This window comes from Cytobacillus sp. NCCP-133, from assembly GCF_026011715.1.
Classification (GTDB): Bacteria; Bacillota; Bacilli; order Bacillales; family Cytobacillaceae; genus Cytobacillus.
In genome coordinates, this window is sequence record NZ_BRVM01000017.1 from 39,839 (window position 1) to 61,986 (window position 22,148).

The 22,148-nt window shown below is 40.9% G+C and carries 23 protein-coding genes; 22 read left to right on the forward strand and 1 reads right to left on the reverse strand.

What is annotated here, in order from left to right:
- The first annotated feature begins 428 nt into the window (after positions 1-428).
- The 6 genes from NCCP133_RS17100 to ftsZ all read left to right on the forward strand — a co-directional run bounded on the left by NCCP133_RS17100 (position 429) and on the right by ftsZ (position 5,809).
- Positions 429-1,220: a cell division protein FtsQ/DivIB gene (locus NCCP133_RS17100; RefSeq protein ID WP_264806303.1), complete on the forward strand. Its 792-nt coding sequence runs from the start codon at positions 429-431 to the stop codon at positions 1,218-1,220.
- Positions 1,204-1,899, forward strand: a complete 696-nt coding sequence (locus NCCP133_RS17105) for a DUF881 domain-containing protein (RefSeq protein WP_264806339.1) — start codon at positions 1,204-1,206, stop codon at positions 1,897-1,899. The genes NCCP133_RS17100 and NCCP133_RS17105 overlap by 17 nt, the downstream gene beginning before the upstream one ends.
- An 82-nt stretch (positions 1,900-1,981) precedes the next feature.
- Positions 1,982-2,713 (forward strand): DUF881 domain-containing protein, encoded by a 732-nt coding sequence (locus NCCP133_RS17110; protein ID WP_264806304.1) that lies wholly within the window; start codon positions 1,982-1,984, stop codon positions 2,711-2,713.
- On the forward strand, positions 2,713-3,081 hold the full coding sequence (locus NCCP133_RS17115) for a small basic family protein (RefSeq protein ID WP_264806305.1): 369 nt from the start codon (positions 2,713-2,715) through the stop codon (positions 3,079-3,081). The genes NCCP133_RS17110 and NCCP133_RS17115 overlap by 1 nt, the downstream gene beginning before the upstream one ends.
- Before the next feature lie 125 nt (positions 3,082-3,206).
- The gene (gene ftsA / locus NCCP133_RS17120; protein ID WP_264806306.1) at positions 3,207-4,493 is read left to right on the forward strand and encodes a cell division protein FtsA; all 1,287 of its coding nucleotides are present in this window, start codon (positions 3,207-3,209) and stop codon (positions 4,491-4,493) included.
- Between the two features lie 170 nt (positions 4,494-4,663).
- Entirely contained in the window at positions 4,664-5,809 is a 1,146-nt protein-coding gene (gene ftsZ, locus NCCP133_RS17125; protein WP_264806308.1) for a cell division protein FtsZ, read from the forward strand.
- 92 nt (positions 5,810-5,901) lie between these two features.
- Here the strand turns inward: ftsZ and hmpA are convergent, their stop codons facing one another.
- Entirely contained in the window at positions 5,902-7,131 is a 1,230-nt protein-coding gene (hmpA, locus tag NCCP133_RS17130; protein ID WP_264806309.1) for an NO-inducible flavohemoprotein, read from the reverse strand.
- Between the two features lie 294 nt (positions 7,132-7,425).
- Here hmpA and spoIIGA point away from each other — a divergent pair, with 294 nt between their 5' ends.
- The 16 genes from spoIIGA to NCCP133_RS17210 all read left to right on the forward strand — a co-directional run bounded on the left by spoIIGA (position 7,426) and on the right by NCCP133_RS17210 (position 22,010).
- Entirely contained in the window at positions 7,426-8,367 is a 942-nt protein-coding gene (gene spoIIGA / locus NCCP133_RS17135; protein ID WP_264806310.1) for a sigma-E processing peptidase SpoIIGA, read from the forward strand.
- Positions 8,368-8,411: 44 nt separating this feature from the next.
- Positions 8,412-9,131 (forward strand): RNA polymerase sporulation sigma factor SigE, encoded by a 720-nt coding sequence (gene sigE / locus NCCP133_RS17140; protein ID WP_009330857.1) that lies wholly within the window; start codon positions 8,412-8,414, stop codon positions 9,129-9,131.
- A 184-nt stretch (positions 9,132-9,315) separates the two neighbouring features.
- Positions 9,316-10,095, forward strand: coding sequence for an RNA polymerase sporulation sigma factor SigG (gene sigG, locus NCCP133_RS17145; RefSeq protein ID WP_026041699.1), 780 nt, complete (start codon positions 9,316-9,318; stop codon positions 10,093-10,095).
- A 126-nt stretch (positions 10,096-10,221) separates the two neighbouring features.
- Entirely contained in the window at positions 10,222-10,491 is a 270-nt protein-coding gene (locus NCCP133_RS17150; RefSeq protein ID WP_264806311.1) for a YlmC/YmxH family sporulation protein, read from the forward strand.
- A 70-nt stretch (positions 10,492-10,561) separates the two neighbouring features.
- Positions 10,562-11,389 carry a peptidoglycan editing factor PgeF gene (gene pgeF, locus NCCP133_RS17155; protein ID WP_264806312.1) on the forward strand — a complete coding sequence of 276 codons (828 nt, stop codon included), beginning with the start codon at positions 10,562-10,564 and terminating at the stop codon, positions 11,387-11,389.
- Complete coding sequence (locus tag NCCP133_RS17160; RefSeq protein ID WP_264806313.1) at positions 11,390-12,076, forward strand: YggS family pyridoxal phosphate-dependent enzyme; 687 nt, start codon at positions 11,390-11,392, stop codon at positions 12,074-12,076.
- Between the two features lie 4 nt (positions 12,077-12,080).
- The gene (locus tag NCCP133_RS17165; protein WP_264806314.1) at positions 12,081-12,527 is read left to right on the forward strand and encodes a cell division protein SepF; all 447 of its coding nucleotides are present in this window, start codon (positions 12,081-12,083) and stop codon (positions 12,525-12,527) included.
- Between the two features lie 6 nt (positions 12,528-12,533).
- Positions 12,534-12,797, forward strand: a complete 264-nt coding sequence (locus NCCP133_RS17170) for a YggT family protein (protein WP_264806315.1) — start codon at positions 12,534-12,536, stop codon at positions 12,795-12,797.
- Positions 12,798-12,863: 66 nt separating this feature from the next.
- Positions 12,864-13,637 carry a YlmH family RNA-binding protein gene (locus NCCP133_RS17175; protein WP_264806316.1) on the forward strand — a complete coding sequence of 258 codons (774 nt, stop codon included), beginning with the start codon at positions 12,864-12,866 and terminating at the stop codon, positions 13,635-13,637.
- A 137-nt stretch (positions 13,638-13,774) separates the two neighbouring features.
- Complete coding sequence (locus NCCP133_RS17180) at positions 13,775-14,293, forward strand: DivIVA domain-containing protein (RefSeq protein WP_264806317.1); 519 nt, start codon at positions 13,775-13,777, stop codon at positions 14,291-14,293.
- 569 nt (positions 14,294-14,862) lie between these two features.
- On the forward strand, positions 14,863-17,634 hold the full coding sequence (ileS, locus tag NCCP133_RS17185) for an isoleucine--tRNA ligase (protein WP_264806318.1): 2,772 nt from the start codon (positions 14,863-14,865) through the stop codon (positions 17,632-17,634).
- 348 nt (positions 17,635-17,982) lie between these two features.
- Positions 17,983-18,270 carry a hypothetical protein gene (locus NCCP133_RS17190; RefSeq protein WP_264806320.1) on the forward strand — a complete coding sequence of 96 codons (288 nt, stop codon included), beginning with the start codon at positions 17,983-17,985 and terminating at the stop codon, positions 18,268-18,270.
- Positions 18,271-18,349: 79 nt separating this feature from the next.
- Positions 18,350-18,844 carry a signal peptidase II gene (gene lspA, locus NCCP133_RS17195; RefSeq protein ID WP_264806321.1) on the forward strand — a complete coding sequence of 165 codons (495 nt, stop codon included), beginning with the start codon at positions 18,350-18,352 and terminating at the stop codon, positions 18,842-18,844.
- Positions 18,816-19,727 carry an RluA family pseudouridine synthase gene (locus NCCP133_RS17200; RefSeq protein WP_264806322.1) on the forward strand — a complete coding sequence of 304 codons (912 nt, stop codon included), beginning with the start codon at positions 18,816-18,818 and terminating at the stop codon, positions 19,725-19,727. Before lspA ends, NCCP133_RS17200 begins: the two co-directional genes overlap by 29 nt.
- 295 nt (positions 19,728-20,022) lie before the next feature.
- On the forward strand, positions 20,023-20,565 hold the full coding sequence (gene pyrR, locus NCCP133_RS17205; RefSeq protein WP_264806323.1) for a bifunctional pyr operon transcriptional regulator/uracil phosphoribosyltransferase PyrR: 543 nt from the start codon (positions 20,023-20,025) through the stop codon (positions 20,563-20,565).
- Positions 20,566-20,705: 140 nt separating this feature from the next.
- Positions 20,706-22,010, forward strand: coding sequence for a solute carrier family 23 protein (locus NCCP133_RS17210; RefSeq protein WP_264806324.1), 1,305 nt, complete (start codon positions 20,706-20,708; stop codon positions 22,008-22,010).
- The last annotated feature ends 138 nt before the right edge of the window (positions 22,011-22,148 follow it).

Consider the following 22,148-nt stretch of genomic DNA (forward strand, 5'->3'; position numbering starts at 1 on the left):
GGAAAACATGCCGTTCTGTTCCCTTATAATTACTTAAGAAAGCTTTGTTCTTGCGGATTGAAATATCGCATACTGTTGGGATGAGATTTCAATCCGCATATTTATCAAAGTATTATGAAAAGAATGGACAAGCCCTTTCAAATACTTTCTTACTTCGAAGAAAATATCCCCAGGTCTTGTCAGTGTCTGGCCATACTCATGTATTACCCTACTTGCTTAAAAAGGCAAGTATAATGGGAAATGCTCTTTTGCCTATGGCCAGACAACATTAAGCTCCAGGAACTTAAGGCCTGCAGAGTGGAAGTATACAGATATTTCCAACAAATAATGAAGCCAAAAAGCAATAGTTTTGGCTGAACGCGTCGCCGTTTTTGTCTGTATATCATTTTGCGGGAGCCTTGCGCTTTTCTATGAGGGGTGAATTTAAAGTGGAGAAAAGTAAGGTTGTCTCGCTTGAGGATCGAATACCTAAGCTGAAACAGCAAAGGAGAAAAAAAGCGAACAGAAGGCTGATATTTTTGCTTCTCCTTTTTTTCTCTTTAATTGTTCTGGTTATATACTTCCAATCGCCCTTAAGCCATATTAAATACATCAAGGTAACCGGAAATTCGATTTATGAAAAGGAAGAAATTATACAAATCAGCGGAGTTACTGAAAAAACAAATATTTGGAAGGTTGAAGAAGAGGCTATAGAGGGTAAGCTTAAAGAGCTGCCTGAAATTAAATCTTCAGCTGTGAAAATTCACCTGCCAAATACAGTTGTCATAAAGGTGGATGAATTAAAACGCATTGCCTACATAACAAAAGAGAAGCATTATTTGCCGGTTTTGGAAAATGGAAAAATTCTCAAAGATGAAAAGGTCGCCGAGATTCCAGTTAACGCACCTATTCTAATCGGATTTTCGGAAGGTGATATACTTGAGATGATGATTGGAGAACTTGAAACTTTGCCTGAAGAGGTCTTAAATTCCATTTCCGAAATCCAGCACTCTCCGAAAGATACTGATTCTTTTCATATTACTTTATATATGAATGATGGATTTGAGGTAAGCGCAACTTTAAGAAGCTTTTCAGAAAAAATGGCACATTACCCTTCTATTATTAGTCAGCTGGATCCCGATAAAAAAGGTATCATCGACTTGGAAGTAGGCTCTTATTTTAGAGCATTTGAAACTGAGGGAGCTGATAAGGTTGAGGAAGAAAATGAAGGTGAAGGGTAATCATGTGATTTTCTCCCTGGTCTTTCTGGTGCTTGGGTATATGATGGCTTTCTCATACCATCTTACACAGGGGGAAAATGACAAGTCTTCTATGACAGGCAAACAATGGGAAAGAGATTTAAAAATCAGGAATCAGCTGGTTGAACTGGAAGAAAAAAACAGAATGCTTCAAAAAGAGCTAAACGAAAAACAGGAAACCGTTCTGGAAATTGAAAAAGAACTGTCTAAAGAAGCACAGATTTATTTCAACTTGGCCGAAGATGCAGAAAAGTACAGGATGCATCTAGGTAAAGTGAAGGTAAAGGGTGAAGGAGTAGAGATTACCCTTGCAGACGGTGACTATAATCCTGATGAGGATAACATTAACAATTACATTGTTCATGAGCATCATGTTTTTAAAGTTATTAATGAACTTTATATTTCAGGAGCTGCAGCTGTCTCTGTTAACGGCCAGAGGCTGTCACACAGTTCTTATGTGGTATGCAATGGGCCTGTAATTGAAATTGATGGCTATCAGCATCCAGCGCCATTTGTGATAAGTGCTATTGGTGATGCAGACGTACTCTCCTCTGCCCTCAATTTAACGGGCGGAGTAAAGGATACATTGGTAGATGAGAATATCCAATTCACTCTAGAAAAAAAAGCTGAAATTATCATGGAACCGTTATTGGGTACTTAATGCAGCTGGTGACAACCTCTTCCCTTTTGATTTAAAGGTGTGTCCACAACAGATCTGTGCAGGAAAGTAAGGTGGAATTAAAGTGGACAGCAAAAAGAAACTAAGCTTTACTTTTATAGCGGCAGTCATCGGCTTTATGGTTGCCATACAGTTCCAGACTGTAAAAGAGCCTGTAGTCCGTGATACACGGGATACTTGGCAGCTTAGAGAAGATTTGCTAAAAGAAAAGGAACTGCAATTAAAGCTTCTCCGTGAGATTAGTTCAAACGAAGAGAAGATTTCCCAATACGAAACAAAGCGCAAGCAAAGCAAAGAACAAGTGCTTCGGGAAACGCTGGAGGAATTAAAGATGGAAACCGGATTGAGTGAGGTCACTGGACCAGGGGTCATTTTGACTATAGAACCGGTTTATGAAGAGCTGCTTCTTGGAAAGCAAGTTGACTCAGTTTCGCCAGATCTGCTGAAAAGGCTGGTCAACGAGCTGAATATGTACGAAGCCCAGCATATTTCAATTGGCGGGCGCCGAGTTATTAACACGACTGTCATTCGGGATATCAATCGAGAAACGATGATAGATGGTTTTGCACTAAACAGGCTGCCTATCGAAATAAAAGTAATAGCTGAGAATGCCCAGTCAGCCGAGAAACTTTTTAACCGCATGCAGGTTTCAAAATCTGCTGAGGAATTTTTTATTGACAACCTGCGGGTCAAAGTGCATAAACCGGATGAGCCTGTTACTGTTCCGGCTTATGACGATACACTTAGAATCAGATATATGGAGTCTGTGAAACCTAAAGAAGGAGGCAAATCATAATGTGGCTTCCGATTTTAGGATTAATCATAGGGGTGATCCTTGGTCTATTGACGGATATCAAAATTCCTGATGAATATTCGAATTATTTATCCATTGCGGTTCTGGCAGCATTAGATACTTTATTTGGAGGGATAAGGGCTCAGCTTCAAAACATCTATGATGAAAAAGTTTTTGTCTCCGGTTTCTTTTTTAATATTTTACTGGCGGCAAGTTTAGCTTTTCTGGGTGTTCATCTTGGTGTAGACTTGTACTTAGCAGCAGTTTTTGCGTTTGGAGTAAGGCTATTCCAAAATATTGCGGTTATTAGGCGTATTCTGATCGCGAAATGGTCCCAAAATAAAGAAAAAACAGAAAAAAATGATTTTTAAAAAAGGGAATATATTAGTTTTGACGAATAATTTTATAGATAAACTACTTATTTTGTTAAAACAACAGCAAAAATAAATGATTGTTGTTCAATAAATGGAATTGCAAAAAGAGGAGGTGCCAAAGAATGAACAGCAATGAAATATATGTTAGTCTTGACATCGGTACATCCAGTGTGAAAGTAATCATTGGGGAAATGGTCAATGACTCTTTAAATATTATTGGTGTGGGCAATGTGCAGTCTGAAGGGTTACGAAAGGGCTCCATTGTTGATATAGACGAAACCGTTCATTCTATTAAAAAGGCAATAGAGCAGGCTGAGAGAATGATAGGAATGGAAATTAGGAATGTGATTGTAGGGATTACCGGCAATCATGTTATGCTTCAGCCATCACATGGTGTTGTGGCTGTTTCCAGTGAAAACAGAGAAATCACGGACGAGGATGTTGCAAGAGTCATTGATGCGGCACAAGTTGTATCCATCCCTCCTGAAAGAGATATCATTGATGTAATCCCAATACAGTTTATCGTTGACGGATTGGATGAGATTAGTGATCCCCGCGGTATGATCGGTGTGCGCCTTGAAATGGAAGGCACAATCATTACTGGTTCCAAAACCATACTACATAACACACTGCGCTGTGTAGAACGCGCAGGTCTTGAAATTATGGATATTACGCTTCAGCCACTGGCAGCAGGAGCTTTTGCCCTTTCGAAAGATGAAAAAAATCTGGGAGTCGCCTTAGTAGACATTGGCGGTGGTTCAACAACCATTGCTTTGTTTGAAAATGGAGTTTTGAAAGCAGCCAGCGTCCTTCCAGTGGGGGGAGACCATATTACAAAGGACTTGTCGATTGGTCTTCGCACATCTACTGAAGATGCAGAGAAAATTAAGACGAAGCATGGATATGCATTCTACGACCATGCATCTGAAGATGAGGTATTCAGCGTTCCGATTATTGGCAGCGACCAGCACCAGCAATTTAATCAGCTTGAAATATCGGATATTATTGAAGCAAGGATGGAAGAGATCTTTGATCTTATCCAGCATGAGGTAAAACGCCTTGGTGCCAAGGACCTGCCAGGGGGCTATGTTCTATCTGGAGGGGTAGCGAATACCCAGGGAATACTTGAATTGGCACAGGTCGTATTTCAGAATCGGGTGCGCATTGCAATCCCGGATTATATTGGTGTCAGGGAACCTCAGTACACGACTGCGGTCGGTCTGATCAAGTTTGCGTACAAAAATGCTAAAATACAGGGCAGAAAAATGGAGCAGCCAGTAACGGTTCCTGAAACAAAAGAGAAACGAGTTCAAAAACAACAGCCGCAACCAAAAACAAAGCCGGAAAAACAGCCGGAAGAAAAAATCACATCAAGAGTTAAAAAGTTCCTCGGATACTTTTTCGAATAACTTGATTTGATTCGCAAGGGTTTTGGAAACGGAATTAAGCAGCCACTTGAGGCTAACAGCAAAAAAATAGGCACAGTAAACTAGCAGAATGCTTTTTTTACAAAGTGCAATAAAAAAGCGAATCAGAAAAAGGTGTTCTTAGGAATATCGACGAATTAGGAGGATTTGTCATGTTGGAATTTGATACTAATTTAGATTCATTAGCTACAATAAAAGTCATCGGCGTTGGTGGCGGCGGTAACAATGCAGTTAACAGAATGATTGAGCATGGTGTTCAAGGGGTCGAGTTTATTGCAGTTAACACGGATGCCCAAGCGCTGAACCTTTCAAAAGCAGAAGTGAAAATGCAAATAGGCGGTAAGCTAACAAGAGGCCTTGGTGCAGGTGCAAATCCTGAGGTAGGAAAAAAAGCAGCTGAAGAGAGTAAAGAGCAGGTAGAGGAAGCGCTTAAAGGCGCTGATATGGTATTTGTTACTGCTGGAATGGGTGGAGGTACTGGAACAGGGGCTGCTCCGGTTATTGCCCAAATCGCCCGTGATTTAGGCGCACTGACAGTTGGGGTTGTGACACGACCGTTCACTTTTGAGGGCAGGAAGCGTTCTACCCAGGCTGCAGGCGGTATCGCATCTATGAAAGAAGCAGTTGATACGCTAATTGTCATCCCTAACGACAGGCTGTTAGAAATTGTTGATAAAAGCACGCCAATGCTTGAGGCATTTCGTGAGGCGGATAATGTTCTCCGCCAAGGTGTCCAGGGTATTTCCGATTTGATTGCTGTACCAGGACTTATTAACCTTGACTTTGCTGATGTTAAAACAATCATGTCCAATAAGGGTTCTGCTTTAATGGGAATCGGTGTTGCCGCAGGGGAGAATCGTGCTGCTGAAGCTGCAAAGAAAGCTATCTCTTCTCCATTGCTAGAAACATCTATTGATGGAGCGCAAGGGGTTCTAATGAATATCACAGGCGGATCAAACCTGAGCCTTTATGAAGTGCAGGAAGCTGCTGATATTGTTGCTTCTGCTTCAGATCAGGATGTGAATATGATTTTCGGATCTGTTATTAACGAAAATCTAAAAGATGAAATTGTAGTAACAGTGATTGCAACTGGCTTTAATGAAGAAGTGATTCAGCCTAAGCCAGCCCGACCTGCGTTTGGACAGCCAAAAGCTGCGCCGAGCATGATGGGAACAGTGAAACGTGAACAAAAGAGAGAGGAAGCTCCACAAGAGAATGTTAGAAGCAGCCATTCTCAACAGCCGGAAGAAACATTGGATATTCCAACGTTTCTCCGCAATCGTAACCGCAGAAGATAATAATAAAAACACCTGGAGCCATGAGGTATGTCCCAGGTGTTTTAGTATGAAAAAGCATGGCACCCTGTGATGAGGAGCCATGCTTTTTTGTTTTAAGCGTTTTGCGTTTCTTTTAACTCTAATGAAGGGCCAAAGAATTCGTAACGGATATTCTCTTTTTTAAACCCTGCTTCCAGTAATGCTTCATACATCGCTTGCATGAAAGGAACAGGTCCGCACATGTAAACCTGGCTCTCTTTATTTGATACTATTGTTTGCAGCCAGTCAGAAGTCACATAGCCTTCCTTATGAAAGACTTTCTCTTTCCGATCCTTATCTGTAGGTTTGTCATAGCAGAAATACGCCTTAACAAGTGGGTTATTTTCCTCAATTTCTTTGACTTCATCCGCAAAAGCATGGACATTGCCATTAAGTGCTGCATGGATAAAAGTAGTTTCGCTGCTGATTTCTGATGCATCCAGGTGATGCAGCATGCTGAGCATAGGGGTGATGCCAACTCCGCCACTGAGGAGAACGACCGGTTTATCGGTCTGCTCTAGAACGAATTCTCCAGCTGGGGCACTAATTTCAATTTGGTCGCCTTCATTTAGATTGTTGTGAATATAATTGGAAACCTTTCCTTCTGGCTTTATGTCAGTTCCTTCTTCTTTCTTAACAGAAATGCGGTAGTAAGATTTTTCAGGAGAATCGGATAGGCTGTATTGGCGAATATGAGTATATTCTTCTCCAGGGATATTAACTTTCACACTAATATATTGTCCAGGAAGGTAACTTGCAATTTCCCCTCCATCAATCGGACTGAAGTAGAATGAAGTAATGACCTCACTTTCTTTAATCTTCTTTGCAACGGTGAATGTCCTAAAGTCATTCCAGCCCCCTTGCTTTTGAGCGGCTTCTTCATAAAGGTTTTTTTCCAGGCCGATAAAAGCATCTGCAATTACTCCATAGGCTTTTGTCCAAGCTTCGATAATTTCCTCGGTTGCAGCCTCTTTAAGAACTTCTTTTATTGCCAGGATTAAATGCTCTCCAACAATCGGATAATGCTCCGGTTTTATTCCTAATGAACGGTGCTTATGGGCAATTTGTGTAACAACAGGAAGGATGACCTCTAAATTGTCAATATATTTTGCAGCAGCATAAACAGAGTTTGCAAGTGCCTTTTGCTGCCGTCCTTGCTTTTGATTTGCATGGTTAAAGATATTCAATAATTCCGGGTGATTTGTAAACATTAGCTTATAAAAAGTTCTTGTAATATCCTCACCATGTTTTTCAAGTACAGGTACAGTGCTTTTAATAATTTCAATAGTTTTAGTGTCTAGCATAACAGCAAAACTCCTTTTTTTATATTTTCACTGTCATTATAGGTCATATAAAAAAAGAAATATGTGATGTACATCACACCTCTAAGACCTCTAAGGGGTATAAAAGGAAAAATACTGACAAAATCCGAAGGGAATAGAGAAAATCTCTATCGTTTTGTTTACAGAAAGTGACACACTTTAACTGCTGTTGTGGGGTATACTTTTTTCTAACAGATTCATAGAATTACAACTCCATGAAATTTTGACTTTTCCATTTGAATTTTTTTAGAGCAGAAGTATTAAGGGGGAAGATATTTGGCGGTTTATTTAGATATTATTTGGGCATTAAACTTTCTGTTTGATAGCCTCCTCCTTTATTTGACAGCCATTATTTTAAAAAGAGAAGTTCGCCTTTGGAGAATTTTTGCGGGAGGCTTAATAGGATCGATTATTATCTTATTAGTTTTTACACCATTAAATTCCTATTCAGGACATCCCATTACTAAATTATGTTTCTCAATTGTTATGGTCTTCACTGTTTTTGGATTCAAGAGACTGCGAACCTTTTTAAAAAGTCTCATGACGTTCTATTTTTCGACATTTTTAATTGGCGGGTCATTAATTGGAATCCATTATTTTATTAAGTTTGATTTTCAAGCTTCTTCTTCTGTCATGATGGCAAGTGTACAGGGGTTCGGAGATCCGATCAGCTGGCTGTTTGTGCTCTTGGGTTTTCCTTTGGTCTGGCATTTTTCTAAAAGGAATATAGAAGGAATTGAAATGACTAAAATTCAATACGACTCTCTAATCAAGGTGCTGATTGTCATTAATGGAACGGAATATCGGTTCACAGGCCTGATTGACAGCGGAAATCAGCTTTATGACCCAATTTCAAAAATGCCTGTTATGTTCATATCAATCGAAAAAAGGCTGGAAGAATTTCCTGAAGAAATTATTAAAATTGCCGGAAGCCCCGAAGAAATAATGATGGGCAATGATTCAATTGGCGGAGAGTGGGATCATAAAATGAGGGTTATACCATGCAAAGTTGTTGGACAAGAACATCAGCTGATCATTGCATTCAAACCTGACCGCATCGCATTTGAAAAGGATGATAACGAAACAATTGAAGCAGATAAAGGATTGGTTTCCTTTTCTATGCAGCAGCTGTCAGCAGATGATGCTTTCCAATGTATTGTACATCCAAAAATGCTCACTGGCAGAAGCAAAACACATCCCGATGCAAAGGTAAGTTAATACACTATACTCTGCCAAAACATAATGTAGAAGGAGGACAAATTATGAAAAAGTTGAAACTTCGCTTATCCTATTATTGGTATAAATTATTAATAAAACTGGGGATCAAAACGGATGAAGTTTATTATATAGGCGGCAGCGAAGCACTCCCTCCTCCTCTCAGCAAGGAAGAAGAAGAAATGCTTTTGATTAAGCTCCCTAAAGGCGATAAAGCTGCCAGGTCGATTCTTATTGAGAGAAATCTCAGACTAGTTGTTTATATTGCACGTAAATTTGAAAACACAGGCATCAATATTGAGGATTTAATCAGCATTGGAACAATTGGGCTGATTAAAGCAGTCAATACCTTTAACCCGGAGAAAAAAATTAAGCTTGCTACATACGCCTCCCGCTGTATAGAGAATGAGATCCTAATGTACTTAAGAAGAAACAATAAAATTCGTTCTGAAGTCTCATTTGACGAGCCGCTGAACATTGATTGGGATGGAAATGAATTGCTGCTGTCAGACGTTCTTGGCACTGAGGACGACATCATAACCAAAGATTTGGAAGCCAATGTTGATAAAAAGCTTCTGTTGAAGGCGCTGCATCAACTATCTGACAGGGAAAAGCAAATCATGGAATTACGGTTCGGTCTGGGATCTGGTGAAGAAAAAACACAAAAAGACGTTGCTGATATGCTTGGTATTTCTCAATCCTATATTTCACGTTTGGAAAAAAGAATCATTAAGCGATTAAAGAAAGAATTTAATAAAATGGTCTAGAAAAGTCGGAACACTTTTTAAGGATAGCATTAAAATTTTTTTACAAAAATTCGCAAGTCGAAAACCTAGTATTGATGATGTTTCGAGCAATTGCCCATCCTGTGGCTGAAATAGCCTGTGCATATTTTTCCTTCTCAAGGAGATACTGTTTTTTGTACAGCAGCTCCTGTGAGGAGGGAAATGATTGACTCGAAATAAAGTAGAAATTTGCGGTGTAGATACTTCAAAGCTTCCAGTTTTAAAAAACGAAGAAATGAGAGAGCTCTTCAAGCAAATGCATAAGGGGGATATAACCGCACGGGAAAAACTCGTCAATGGCAACTTGCGTCTCGTATTAAGTGTAATTCAGCGGTTTAATAACAGGGGCGAATTTGTTGATGACCTGTTCCAGGTCGGCTGTATCGGTCTCATGAAATCTATTGATAATTTTGATTTAAGTCAAAACGTTAAGTTTTCCACCTATGCAGTACCAATGATTATTGGGGAAATCCGCAGGTACTTGCGGGATAATAATCCAATACGCGTATCGCGGTCATTGAGGGATATAGCCTACAAAGCCCTGCAAGTGCGAGAACGATTAATGAGCAAAACGTCAAGAGAACCGACAGCAGAAGAAATTGCAAAAGAACTCGATGTTCCTCATGAGGAAATCGTTTTCGCTTTAGACGCTATTCAGGATCCTGTCTCCTTATTTGAACCAATCTATAATGATGGCGGAGATCCGATTTATGTGATGGATCAATTGAGCGATGAACGTAACAAGGATATTCAATGGATAGAGGAAATAGCATTAAAAGAAGGCATGCGGAGGCTAAATGAAAGAGAAAAACTGATTTTAAGAAAACGCTTCTTCCAAGGCAAGACGCAAATGGAAGTAGCTGAGGAAATTGGCATTTCTCAAGCGCAAGTCTCCAGGCTTGAAAAAGCGGCCATTAAACAAATGAATAAAAATATTCAAAGCTAAGCAGCCGTATCGGCTGCTTTTTGCTTTTAACCCTAAAGCTGGGCACTTTTCGCTCCTTTTCTAACATTTTTCATATAGCAGCTAACATATATTTAATAAGAACATAAAATTGGGAGTGGAGGCTCGATGGTGAAAATATCCGAATTTCAGATGAAGGATGTTGTCAATGTTGCAGATGGAAGGAAGCTTGGCAATATAGGGGACATAGATATAAATATAAATACGGGCAAAATTGAAGCAATTATAATAGGCGGAGCAGGGAAAGTTCTAGGTTTCTTTGGCAAGGATGAGGACATTGTCATTCCTTGGAAGAATATTTTGAAAATAGGGGAAGATGTTATATTGGTGCGCTATAAGGACATATCTGAGGTAAAATTTATTGAGGAAGAGGCTTAAAGAGCTGTTAAAACTGTAAACAGCCCTAACTGTATGGTAAACTATAGAAAAATATGATGGGGTAATAGTAATGGAACCATTTACTTTGAAAAATGATGAGTATTTTCTTATAAAAGAATGGACCAATCGTTTTCCTGCTATAACAGCAGGATTTACAACCAAGAATGGAGGCTGCAGTCAAAATGGGTTCGAAGCCTTAAATTTGGGGCTTCACGTAAATGACAGACATGAAGCAGTCAGCCAAAATCGAAAGCATGTGGCTGACTTGCTTGGTTTTTCTCAGGAAAAATGGGTTGGTGCAGAGCAAACACATCAAGTAAGAATCCAAAAGGTCTTTAGGAAAGATCAGGGGAAAGGAGCTTTCGTTTACGAGGACTCATTTTCCGGGACAGATGGTTTTTTTACATATGATAAAGGGATTCTGTTAACCCTCTGTTATGCAGATTGTGTGCCGCTTTATTTTATGCACGAAAATACTGGAGCGATTGGGATTGCACATGCAGGCTGGAAGGGAACGGTCGGCGGAATTGGAAAAGAAATGGCCAGAATGTACATTAATGAGGGCATCTTATTAAGCGAGGTACAGGCAGTGATAGGCCCTTCTATTTGCAAAAATTGTTATATTGTCGATAATCGTGTCATTTCAAAAGTGCAAAAAATACTAGAAGATGTCGAGGCAAAGCCATATAATTTAATTAAAGATAATCAGTACCATCTTGACTTGAAGGAGCTTAATAAGCAAATTCTTATGAATGCAGGGATTTCGGAAGATAATATAAAGCTTACGGATTATTGTACAAGCTGCCAAAAAGACTACTTTTTCTCCCACAGAAGAGATAAAGGGAGAACAGGCAGAATGATGAGCTTTATTGGCTGGAAGGAGGAAGTCCAAAGCTAAATGAAAGTAAAAGAGAATTATAACCAAATTAGGTCTGCAATACAGGAAGCGTGTGAAAAAGCAAACCGTAAACCTGAAGATATTACGGTAATTGCAGTAACCAAATATGTATCAGTTGAGAGGGCCCTGGAAGCCATCGAGGCAGGAGTTCGTCATTTAGGAGAAAATAGAGATGAGGGCCTTCTTGCCAAGTGGGAGGTTTTAGGAGACAAACCAACCTGGCATTTTATTGGTACCCTTCAGACGCGCAAGGTGAAAAATATAATTGATAAAGTTGATTTTATTCATTCACTTGATCGAATATCACTTGCAAAAGAAATCGATAAACGGGCAGGTCGGAAAATCAATTGTTTTGTTCAGGTTAATGTCTCAGGTGAGGAGTCGAAGCAGGGAATAGAGCCAGAAGATTTATTCGAATTCATTTCAAAACTTGCTGAATATAAGAACCTGCATATCATCGGCCTTATGACTATGGCTCCGTTCACGTCCGATGAGGATCTGCTGCGTTCCTGTTTCCGGAAGCTGAAAGACCTTCAATCAAAGGTGAGAGATTTAAATTATGAATTCGCTCCCTGCGCAGAGCTATCAATGGGCATGTCCAATGATTTCTCCATTGCCATTGAAGAAGGGGCAACTATGGTGAGAATTGGAACGGCTTTAGTTGGCGAAAAGGATCAGGAGGTTTAATAAAATGAGTATAAAATCTAAATTTAAAACATTTTTCTTCCTGGATGATGAATATGACTATAAGGAAGAGGAAATCATCGAAGAAGAAAGAGAACCGGTAAGGCAGCCGCAGAAACAGAACCAGACTGTGCAAAAGCAAAATGTTGTCAGCCTGCAAAGTGTGCAAAAGTCTTCTAAAGTGGTCCTTGTTGAACCGCGAGTTTATGCTGAAGCTCAAGACATTTCTGACCAGCTTAAAAATAGAAGAGCAGTTGTGGTGAACCTGCAGCGGATCGAAAAAGATCAGGCGAAACGCATCGTTGATTTTTTAAGTGGAACTGTTTATGCGATCGGTGGAGATATTCAAAAGGTCGGGACAGACATTTTCCTGTGTACGCCTGATAATGTTGAAGTTTCAGGCAATATTTCACAATTGATGAAGGAACAAGAATTAGAAAATACGAGGTGGTAACTTTTAATGGAATTTTTATTTGGAATCTTATCACAAGCAATTTATTATTATTCATGGGCATTGATCATTTATATTCTCCTGTCCTGGTTTCCAAATGCTAAAGAATCTGCACTTGGAAAGTTCCTGGCAAGAATTTGCGAACCGTATCTTGAGCCATTCCGCAAAATCATTCCTCCGCTTGGCATGATTGATATTTCTCCGATTGTCGCCATCTTGGTTCTGCGCTTTGCTACCGGGGGATTACATCAATTGTACCAATGGATTGCATAACCATAAAAAGGGGGGGCTATTATGGCCCTTTTTTATTTTGTGAAAAAGGAGGTTTCCGATAAGTAAATGAGCATCTACCAGCATTACCGTCCGGAGGAAAAAGAGTTTATTGACCAAGTCCTTAATTGGAAGGACCAAGTGGATAATACCTATGCTCCAAAGGTCACTGAATTTCTTGACCCTAGAGAACAGCTAATCCTTAAAAGTATCATTGGCCAGCATTCCGGAATCCTAGTGGATTTATTTGGGGGTACAAATGATGCAGAAAGGAAAAGGGGTCTTATTTTTCCTGATTATTATGAAAGCGGCCAGGATGATTTTCAAATCTGCCTGTTTGAAATAGATTATCCTAAAAAATTTGTTACCTTAGATCATCCACAGGTTTTAGGCAGTCTTATGTCTCTGGGGCTAAAGCGCAGTAAGTTCGGAGATATTCTTTTTGCTGATGAGCGGATCCAATTTTTTGTATCTGAAGAAATTGAAGACTATGTTCGATTGCAGCTCGAGACAATCGGAAGAGCCTCTGTCACTCTTAGTAAGAAGCCCTTTGCCGAAGCGATTCAGACCAGTGATGAGTGGAAAGAATGTTCTGTAACATCATCATCCTTAAGATTGGATACTGTTATTTCAGCTATATATAATCTTTCCAGGCAAAAATCTCAGGCTTATATCCAGCAGCGGATTGTTAAGATCAATTGGACATTAGTGGAAAATCCCGCCTTTGAATGCAAGGAAAGGGATATAATTTCTGTCAGGGGACAAGGGCGTTCAAAGATCATGGAGATTGATGGAAAAACGAAGAAGGAAAAATGGAGAATTATTGCTGGAAGACAAAAATAATTTGAAAAAATGAAGGGATTTGATGCAACCTGTCGAATAAATAAGTCAAAAGATAGAATAGTCTGCTATAATGGAAAAGAACCAGCAGGCTAAGTCAAATTTTTACATAAGAACAACAGATCTGGGAGGTGGCACCTATGCCATTAACACCGTTAGATATTCATAACAAGGAATTCAGCAAAGGATTCCGAGGATATGATGAAGATGAAGTAAATGAGTTCCTCGACCAAATCATTAAAGATTATGAAATCCTGATCAGAGAAAAAAAGGAACTTGAAGAGAAGCTCAATGAGGTTAACGATCGCATTGGCCACTTTACTACAATTGAAGAGACTTTGAATAAATCCATTGTGGTGGCACAGGAAGCTGCAGAAGAAGTAAGGCGCAATGCACACAAGGAAGCAAAGCTGATTATTAAGGAAGCGGAAAAGAATGCTGACAGGATTGTTAATGAGTCATTATCGAAAGCTCGAAAAATTGCTTTGGATATTGAAGACTTGAAAAAACAATCCAAGGTTTTCAGAACACGTTTCAAAATGCTCGTTGAAGCACAGCTTGATATGCTGAACAACGATGATTGGGATCATCTGATGGAGTATAAGCTTGACTCTACTGACCTGAAATCAATAAAAAAAGAGGAAGAATCACTGGCTTGACGAAAGCTTGCGATATCGCATATAATTTTAAAACAAAGTAAATACCATGGTTACGAACGATGAGAGGGATAGTACAGCTTTTTAGCTTAAGTGCAGAAGTGCAGCGGCACGTCTGTTAGCGAGCCGGGGACGGTGGAAGCCCGGGAATAAGCGGAAATCCGGAAAATCACCCTTGAGTTCCTTGCCGAACATCTTAGGATTAGTAGGCCAAGGCGAATCATTCACGTTAAGAATGCTTTGAGCGGACGGAATATTGAAATAATCCGTCTACAAGGGTGGTACCGCGGGAGAATAAAACCTTCTCGTCCCTTTTTGGGATGAGAAGGTTTTTTTGATATCAGCATTTATATCCCTTTGAGCTTAGAGGACTGTCTAGCGCAAGCAGCCTACCCCTTTGAGGCACAAGCCGATTCTCAAAAGGCATAGGACGCCTTTTGGGGAGGCTCCTCTTGTGCATGTCGGAGGTGGGCAAGGCGCCCCGCTCATTTCTTATATTCTCTGATGATGCATCTTTCCTTTAATTGGCAATCATGGTATTTAAAGTTTCACTTTATACAGGAGGAAATGGAATGGATTACAAAGATAGTTTATTAATGCCGAAAACAGAATTCCCTATGCGCGGAAATCTACCTAAGCGCGAACCTGAAATTCAGAAAAAATGGGAAGAAATTGAAATTTATGAACAGGTTCAGGAGCGCACAAAAGACCGTCCAATGTTCGTGCTGCACGACGGGCCTCCATATGCGAATGGCGATATCCATATTGGCCATGCACTGAACAAGATTTTAAAGGATTTCATCGTTCGATCTAAGTCAATGACTGGCTATAAAGCACCATACGTTCCTGGATGGGATACACACGGTTTGCCTATTGAGCAGGCTTTGACTAATAAAGGGGTTAAGCGCAAAGAAATGAGTGTTGCGGAATTCCGTAAGCTTTGTGAAGAATATGCATATGAACAAATTGACAGCCAGCGCGACCAATTTAAACGATTGGGAGTTCGCGGTGACTGGGAAAATCCGTATATTACTCTAAAGCCCGAGTACGAAGCACAGCAGATTAAAGTATTCGGTGAAATGGCGAAAAAAGGTTATATTTACAAGGGTAAAAAGCCTGTTTATTGGTCACCTTCATCTGAATCTGCTTTGGCAGAAGCGGAAATTGAATACAAAGATAAACGTTCTCCATCCATCTTCGTTGGATTTAAAGTGAAAGATGGAAAAAACGTGCTTGATCATGATATCCAAATGGTCATCTGGACAACAACTCCATGGACGATTCCAGCTAATCTTGGTATTTCTGTTCATCCAGAATTAAATTATGTAGTTGCTGAAACATCGGGAAATAAGTATCTTGTTGCTGAAGATCTATTATCAGCTGTAGCAAGTGAGCTTGAATGGGAAGAGCATAAGGTTGTCAAAATAGTTAAAGGATACGAGCTTGAACATGTAATTGCAGAGCATCCTCTATATGGCCGCGATTCCCTTGTTATGCTGGGTGAACATGTAACAACAGAAGCAGGTACTGGCTGCGTTCATACAGCTCCTGGCCATGGGGAAGACGACTTCCATGTAAGTATGAAATATGGACTTGATGTTTTATGCCCTGTTGACGATAAGGGAAATATGACTAATGAAGCTCCTGGCTTTGAAGGCTTGTTCTATGACGCAGCCAACAAGCCGATCACCGAAAAACTTAAGGAGGTTGGCGCACTCTTAAAGCTGACATTCGTTACTCACTCTTATCCGCATGACTGGAGAACTAAAAAGCCAGTTATTTTCCGTGCTACTGCACAATGGTTTGCTTCCATTAAGGATTTCCGAGAGGAGCTTTTAGAAGCTGTAAAGGAAACAAACTGGTATCCGGCATGGGGGGAAACAAGATTATTCAACATGGTCCGCGACCGCGGGGACTGGTGTATCTCGCGCCAGCGTGTGTGGGGTGTGCCAATTCCAGTCTTTTATGCTGAAAGTGGAGAAGAAATTATCACAGATGAGACAATCGCACATGTATCAAATCTCTTCCGTGAAAATGGTTCAAATATTTGGTTTGAAAAAGAAGCGAAGGAATTGCTCCCTGAAGGATTTACTCATCCTGGCAGCCCGAACGGCCAATTTACGAAAGAAACGGATATCATGGACGTTTGGTTTGATTCTGGTTCTTCCCACCAGGCGGTACTTTTAGAACGCGATGATTTACAGCGTCCAGCAGATTTATACCTTGAGGGATCTGACCAGTATCGCGGATGGTTCAACTCTTCGCTATCCACTGCAGTAGCTGTAACAGGAAAAGCTCCCTATAAAGGTGTCCTAAGCCATGGCTTTGCACTGGACGGGGAAGGCAGAAAAATGAGTAAGTCAATCGGCAACGTGGTTGTACCGGCTAAAGTTATGAACCAGCTTGGTGCTGACATCCTTCGTTTATGGGTTGCTTCCGTTGATTACCAGGCTGATGTCCGTGTTTCCGATGCAATCCTGAAACAGGTTGCTGAAGTATACAGAAAGATCCGCAATACTTTCCGTTTCTTGCTTGGAAATCTTGCAGACTTTAACCCTGCGACAGATTCGGTTTCATTTGAAAACCTTCGTGAAGTAGATCAGTTTATGCTTGTAAAACTGAACAAATTGATCATGAATGTCCGTGAGTCCTATGACCGATACGAATTTGCCAGCATTTATCACGCGGTCAATAATTTCTGTACATTGGATTTAAGTGCGTTCTATCTTGATTTTGCAAAAGATGTTCTTTACATTGAAGCAAAAGATAATGCAGAGCGCCGCGCGATCCAAACCGTGCTGTATGAGAGCTTGATGGCTCTTACAAAACTTGTAGCGCCTATTCTTTCCCATACTGCAGATGAAGTCTGGAGCTTTATCCCTAATGTGGAAGAAGATAGTGTACAATTAACAGATATGCCGGAATATCAAGAACTTCCAAATGCTAAGCTGCTTGAAGAAAAGTGGACAGCATTCATGAAGCTTCGCAATGATGTTTTAAAGGCATTGGAAGAAGCCCGCAATGAAAAGGTTATCGGCAAATCGCTAACAGCGAATGTCACCCTATATGTAAACGATCAAGCTAAAAATCTCCTGGATTCCATCAAGGAAAGTCTTCAGCAGCTCTTTATTGTTTCAGGCTTTGAAGTAGCAGGCAGCCTGGAAGATGCTCCTGAAAATACCATGAAATTTGAAAACACAGCAATTGCTGTATCCAAAGCGGAAGGCGAAACATGTGAGCGATGCTGGACTGTAACGCCAGAAGTAGGCCAGACAGAAGGCTATGATACACTTTGTCCTCGCTGTGCTGACGTTGTAAAAAATAATTATAGCCATTTGGTATAATAATTGGAGCGGTCCCCTGACTATTAGGGGGCTGTTTTTGTTTGTTTATAGAAATTTTTGCTAAGATTGCTCACAACACCTCATCGTTCAGTATTACTGAATAAAGTCATGGATTAAGAGCACTTCAAAGTGTGTTTCATTAAGAATTCCTGTATAGAACTCTCTGCGCCTCCTATTGATTGCTGCAGGAAAAAGTTAAATTATAAATCCTATGCAAAAACGAAAAACGAAACCTTATAAATAATTCCACCTTCGTTAAATGTTGTGCCGTTTGCTAAAAGTTTGCCCGTGTCTGAATTCGCCTTCGAGAAATAATAAAAGAAACACCAATAGAACGGAGGAAAAGGCATGGATGCAAAAGCAGAAGGGCTATATTCAGAACTCCGTAATACAAGACAGGAAATATTGGAAAGGCTGATGGAAGGCAATAGTTCCGCTTTAATTAAGCCACTCTTATTAGAAGAGCTGCAAGATATTGAGCAGACACTTAATAAAATTGAACGTGGCGATTTTGGAAAATGTGAAATTTCGGGAGAACTTCTCCCCGAAGATTTGCTTCAAATGATTCCCACATTGAAAACAATGGAGGATTGCAGCAAGCTTGGGAAGTACTACCGGAAATCAATCTTTCATTGAGTTTAATCGTGTGCTGTGATTTTTATTTAGTTTGTGCTAAAATGCAAAGGTAATGATATGAGATATGGGGGTTGCCTTTGTGTTTTATTACATAATCGCTTTGTTTGTAATTGCTCTTGACCAGCTGACAAAATGGCTGATTGTAAAGAACTTTGAACTGGGAGAAAGTGTGAAAGTTGTTGAAGACTTTCTCTATATAACATCACACCGCAATCGTGGCGCTGCCTGGGGCATCCTGCAGGGTCAAATGTGGTTTTTCTACGTGATAACCGCCATTGTCATCATTGGAATTATTTATTACATTCAAAAAGCGGCTAAAGGCAAATTGCTTCTGGGAGTCTCTTTGGGATTAATGCTGGGCGGAGCGATTGGAAACTTTATTGACAGGGTATATCGGAAAGAGGTTGTCGATTTTATCAACACCTATATTTTTGGCTATGACTTCCCCGTTTTCAATATTGCTGATTCGGCATTAGTGATTGGAGTAGGCATGCTGATGATCCAGATGCTGCTTGAAGAGAGAGAAGCAAAGAAGGAGAAATCTTATGGAGAAAATGGAACACATCATTCCTGAGCGACAGGCAGGAGAAAGAATAGATAAAGTATTATCCACACTGAATGAAGAATGGTCAAGAACCCAGGTTCAGCAATGGATTAAGGATGGCAATGTTCATGTAAATGGACATAAGCCGAAAACAAATTATAAATGCACGGTGAATGACCGAATTGGTATTACTATACCTGAACCGGAAGAATTGGATGTTGTGCCAGAAGAAATGGATTTGGATATTTATTATGAAGATCAGGATGTCCTTGTTGTGAATAAACCTAAAGGAATGGTCGTCCATCCAGCTGCCGGGCATGGAACGGGCACCCTCGTAAACGGCCTGATGGCCCACTGCAAAGATCTATCAGGGATAAATGGTGTAATGAGGCCAGGAATCGTCCATCGCATTGATAAAGATACTTCAGGACTTCTGATGGTCGCCAAAAATGATTTGGCACATGAAAGCCTTGTTAACCAGCTTATGAAAAAAACTGTTACACGTAAATACCGTGCCATTGTGCATGGAGTTATTTCCCATGATTATGGAACGATTGATGCTCCGATTGCCCGTGATCCTAAGGACCGCCAGAGTATGACAGTAGTGGACAATGGAAAACATGCAGTCACTCATTTTCATGTTCTCGATCGCTTTAAGGATTTCACACTTGTGGAGTGCCAGCTCGAAACAGGCAGGACCCATCAAATCCGTGTGCATATGAAATATATCGGCTATCCGCTTGCAGGAGATCCAAAATACGGTCCTAGGAAAACCGTAGATCTTGGAGGACAAGCCCTTCATGCTGGCGTGCTTGGATTTGACCATCCAAGGACAGGTGAGTATCTTGAATTTGAGGCACCGCTTCCTGCTTATTTCCAAGAGCTCATAGCTAATCTTGCAAATAATCGTTGACAACGATCCAAATGTGCTATAAGATGACTTTAGTTGAATAAGTCCTTTAAAACAGTCCCGTGAGGCTGGGAAGGAAACGGATTGGAATAGAGGGTACTGTATCCTCATTCTGCAGCAGACGACTTCGTTTACCCTCTCGCCGTATCGGTGAGAGGTTTTTTAATTATTAAAGCTATGTTGATTTTAGCACCCTGTTGATGGAGCGGAAGGCACGAGACTCCGCCCGCGGAAAGCGAGTGCCTGGAGCGGAAATCAACAGGCAAATTTAACAGAGCATTATTAAGAGGTGATCAGAATGCAGCAAAAAGCAAGTGTCCTGGACGAACAAGCAATCAGGAGAGCACTGACAAGGATTGCCCATGAAATCATTGAGAAAAACAAAGGAATCGAGAATTGCATCCTGATTGGCATCCGGACCAGGGGGATATACCTGGCAAACCGCTTAGCGGAACGGATCGAACAGATAGAAGGAGCAAAAATCGAGGTTGGAGAGCTCGATATTACTTTATACAGAGATGATCTTACTAAAAAAACTGAGAATCAGGAGCCGCTTGTCAAAGGTTCTGATATCCAAAAGGACATCAATGATCAAAAGGTTATCCTGGTGGATGATGTCCTTTATACAGGAAGAACGGTTAGAGCTGCCCTTGATGCCCTGATTGACATCGGTCGGCCGTCACAAATTCAGCTTGCAGTCCTAGTTGACCGGGGCCATAGAGAGCTGCCGATCAGAGCTGATTATGTAGGGAAAAACATACCGACTTCAAGCTCTGAGAAAATAGTAGTAGAGCTGAAGGAAGTAGATGAAAACGATCAAGTAAGTATATACGAAAAATAAATAGTCCTTTTAAATGCAGTCCAGAGAGGCTGACAAAGGGGAACCCAGCAGAAGCGTCTGTCTTTTGCTGCCCTCTTGCACCCTCTTTGCGTCACAATAGCAAAGAGGGTTTTTTATTAAAACAAAGAGGAGAGATTAGAATGAACAAACCCATTTTAGACATAAAAGACGTCCCATCACCGGCCCACTGGCTGACATTAAGCTTACAGCACTTATTCGCAATGTTTGGAGCAACCATTTTAGTACCATACTTGGTCGGGTTAAACCCCGCGATTGCCTTGATTTCCAGCGGACTTGCAACCATTGCCTTTCTAATCATCACAAAATGGCAGGTACCGGCATACCTCGGCTCATCTTTCGCTTTTATCGCTCCAATCATCGCTGCAAAAGCAGCCGGTGGCCCGGGGGCAGCCATGATCGGGAGCTTCATGGCAGGCCTTGTCTACGGAGCTGTTGCATTAATCATTAAAAAAGCAGGCTATCGCTGGATTATGAATCTGCTTCCGCCAATTGTAGTAGGCCCAGTCATTATCGTAATCGGGCTGGCACTTGCAGGCACAGCAGTCGGCATGGCAATGAATAACCCTGAAACAGGTGAATACAGCATGCTGCATTTCTCGGTAGCGCTTGTAACTCTGGCAGCTACAATCATCTTCTCCATCTATGCAAAGGGCATGCTCAGCATGGTGCCAATTCTGGCAGGAATCATTATTGGATATGTTTACGCGCTGGCAATGGGCATCATCGATTTCTCATTAGTTCAGCAGGCAGCCTGGTTTGAAATGCCCGAGTTCTTGTTTCCTTTCGCAGATTATGAAGTAAGGATAACGCTTGATCTGGCCCTTCTTATGGTTCCGGTAGCTGTAGTAACGATCTCTGAGCATATCGGCCATCAGCTTGTACTTGGAAAAGTAGTCGGAAAAGATTATATTAAGGAACCTGGATTGCACCGTTCCATTCTTGCAGACGGAACAGGAACTATGATCTCAGCATTAATTGGGGGACCGCCAAAAACAACTTACGGTGAAAACATCGGCGTATTGGCAATCACAAAAATCTACAGTGTCTATGTTCTGGCTGGTGCCGCAGTCGTTGCGATTATTTTCGGATTTATCGGTAAGGTTACAGCCTTAATCAGTTCCATTCCTACACCTGTAATGGGCGGAGTATCGATCCTGCTGTTCGGTATCATCGCATCATCCGGTTTAAGAATGCTTGTTGACAGCAAAGTGGACTTCGGAAACAATCGCAACCTGGTTATAGCATCAATCATCCTTGTACTGGGAATTGGCGGAGCGCATATCGAAATCTGGGCATTTAAACTTGAAGGAATGGCCCTGGCCGCGATTAGCGGCGTCCTCCTGAATCTGATTCTTCCAGGCAGAGAAGAAGCAAAGAAAGATATGTTTGAAACTGAAAATGAAAAAAAAACTAATGTAGCATAACACTTTTTAACTATGTCCAGAGAGACTTAAAAGGGTGTTGGCGGCAATTTGGCTAAACGGGATCATTATACCCAAAAACGCCAAGTAGCCTCAACTTTGCAGCACCCTGACCAAATTGACAGGGTGCTTTTTTATGGA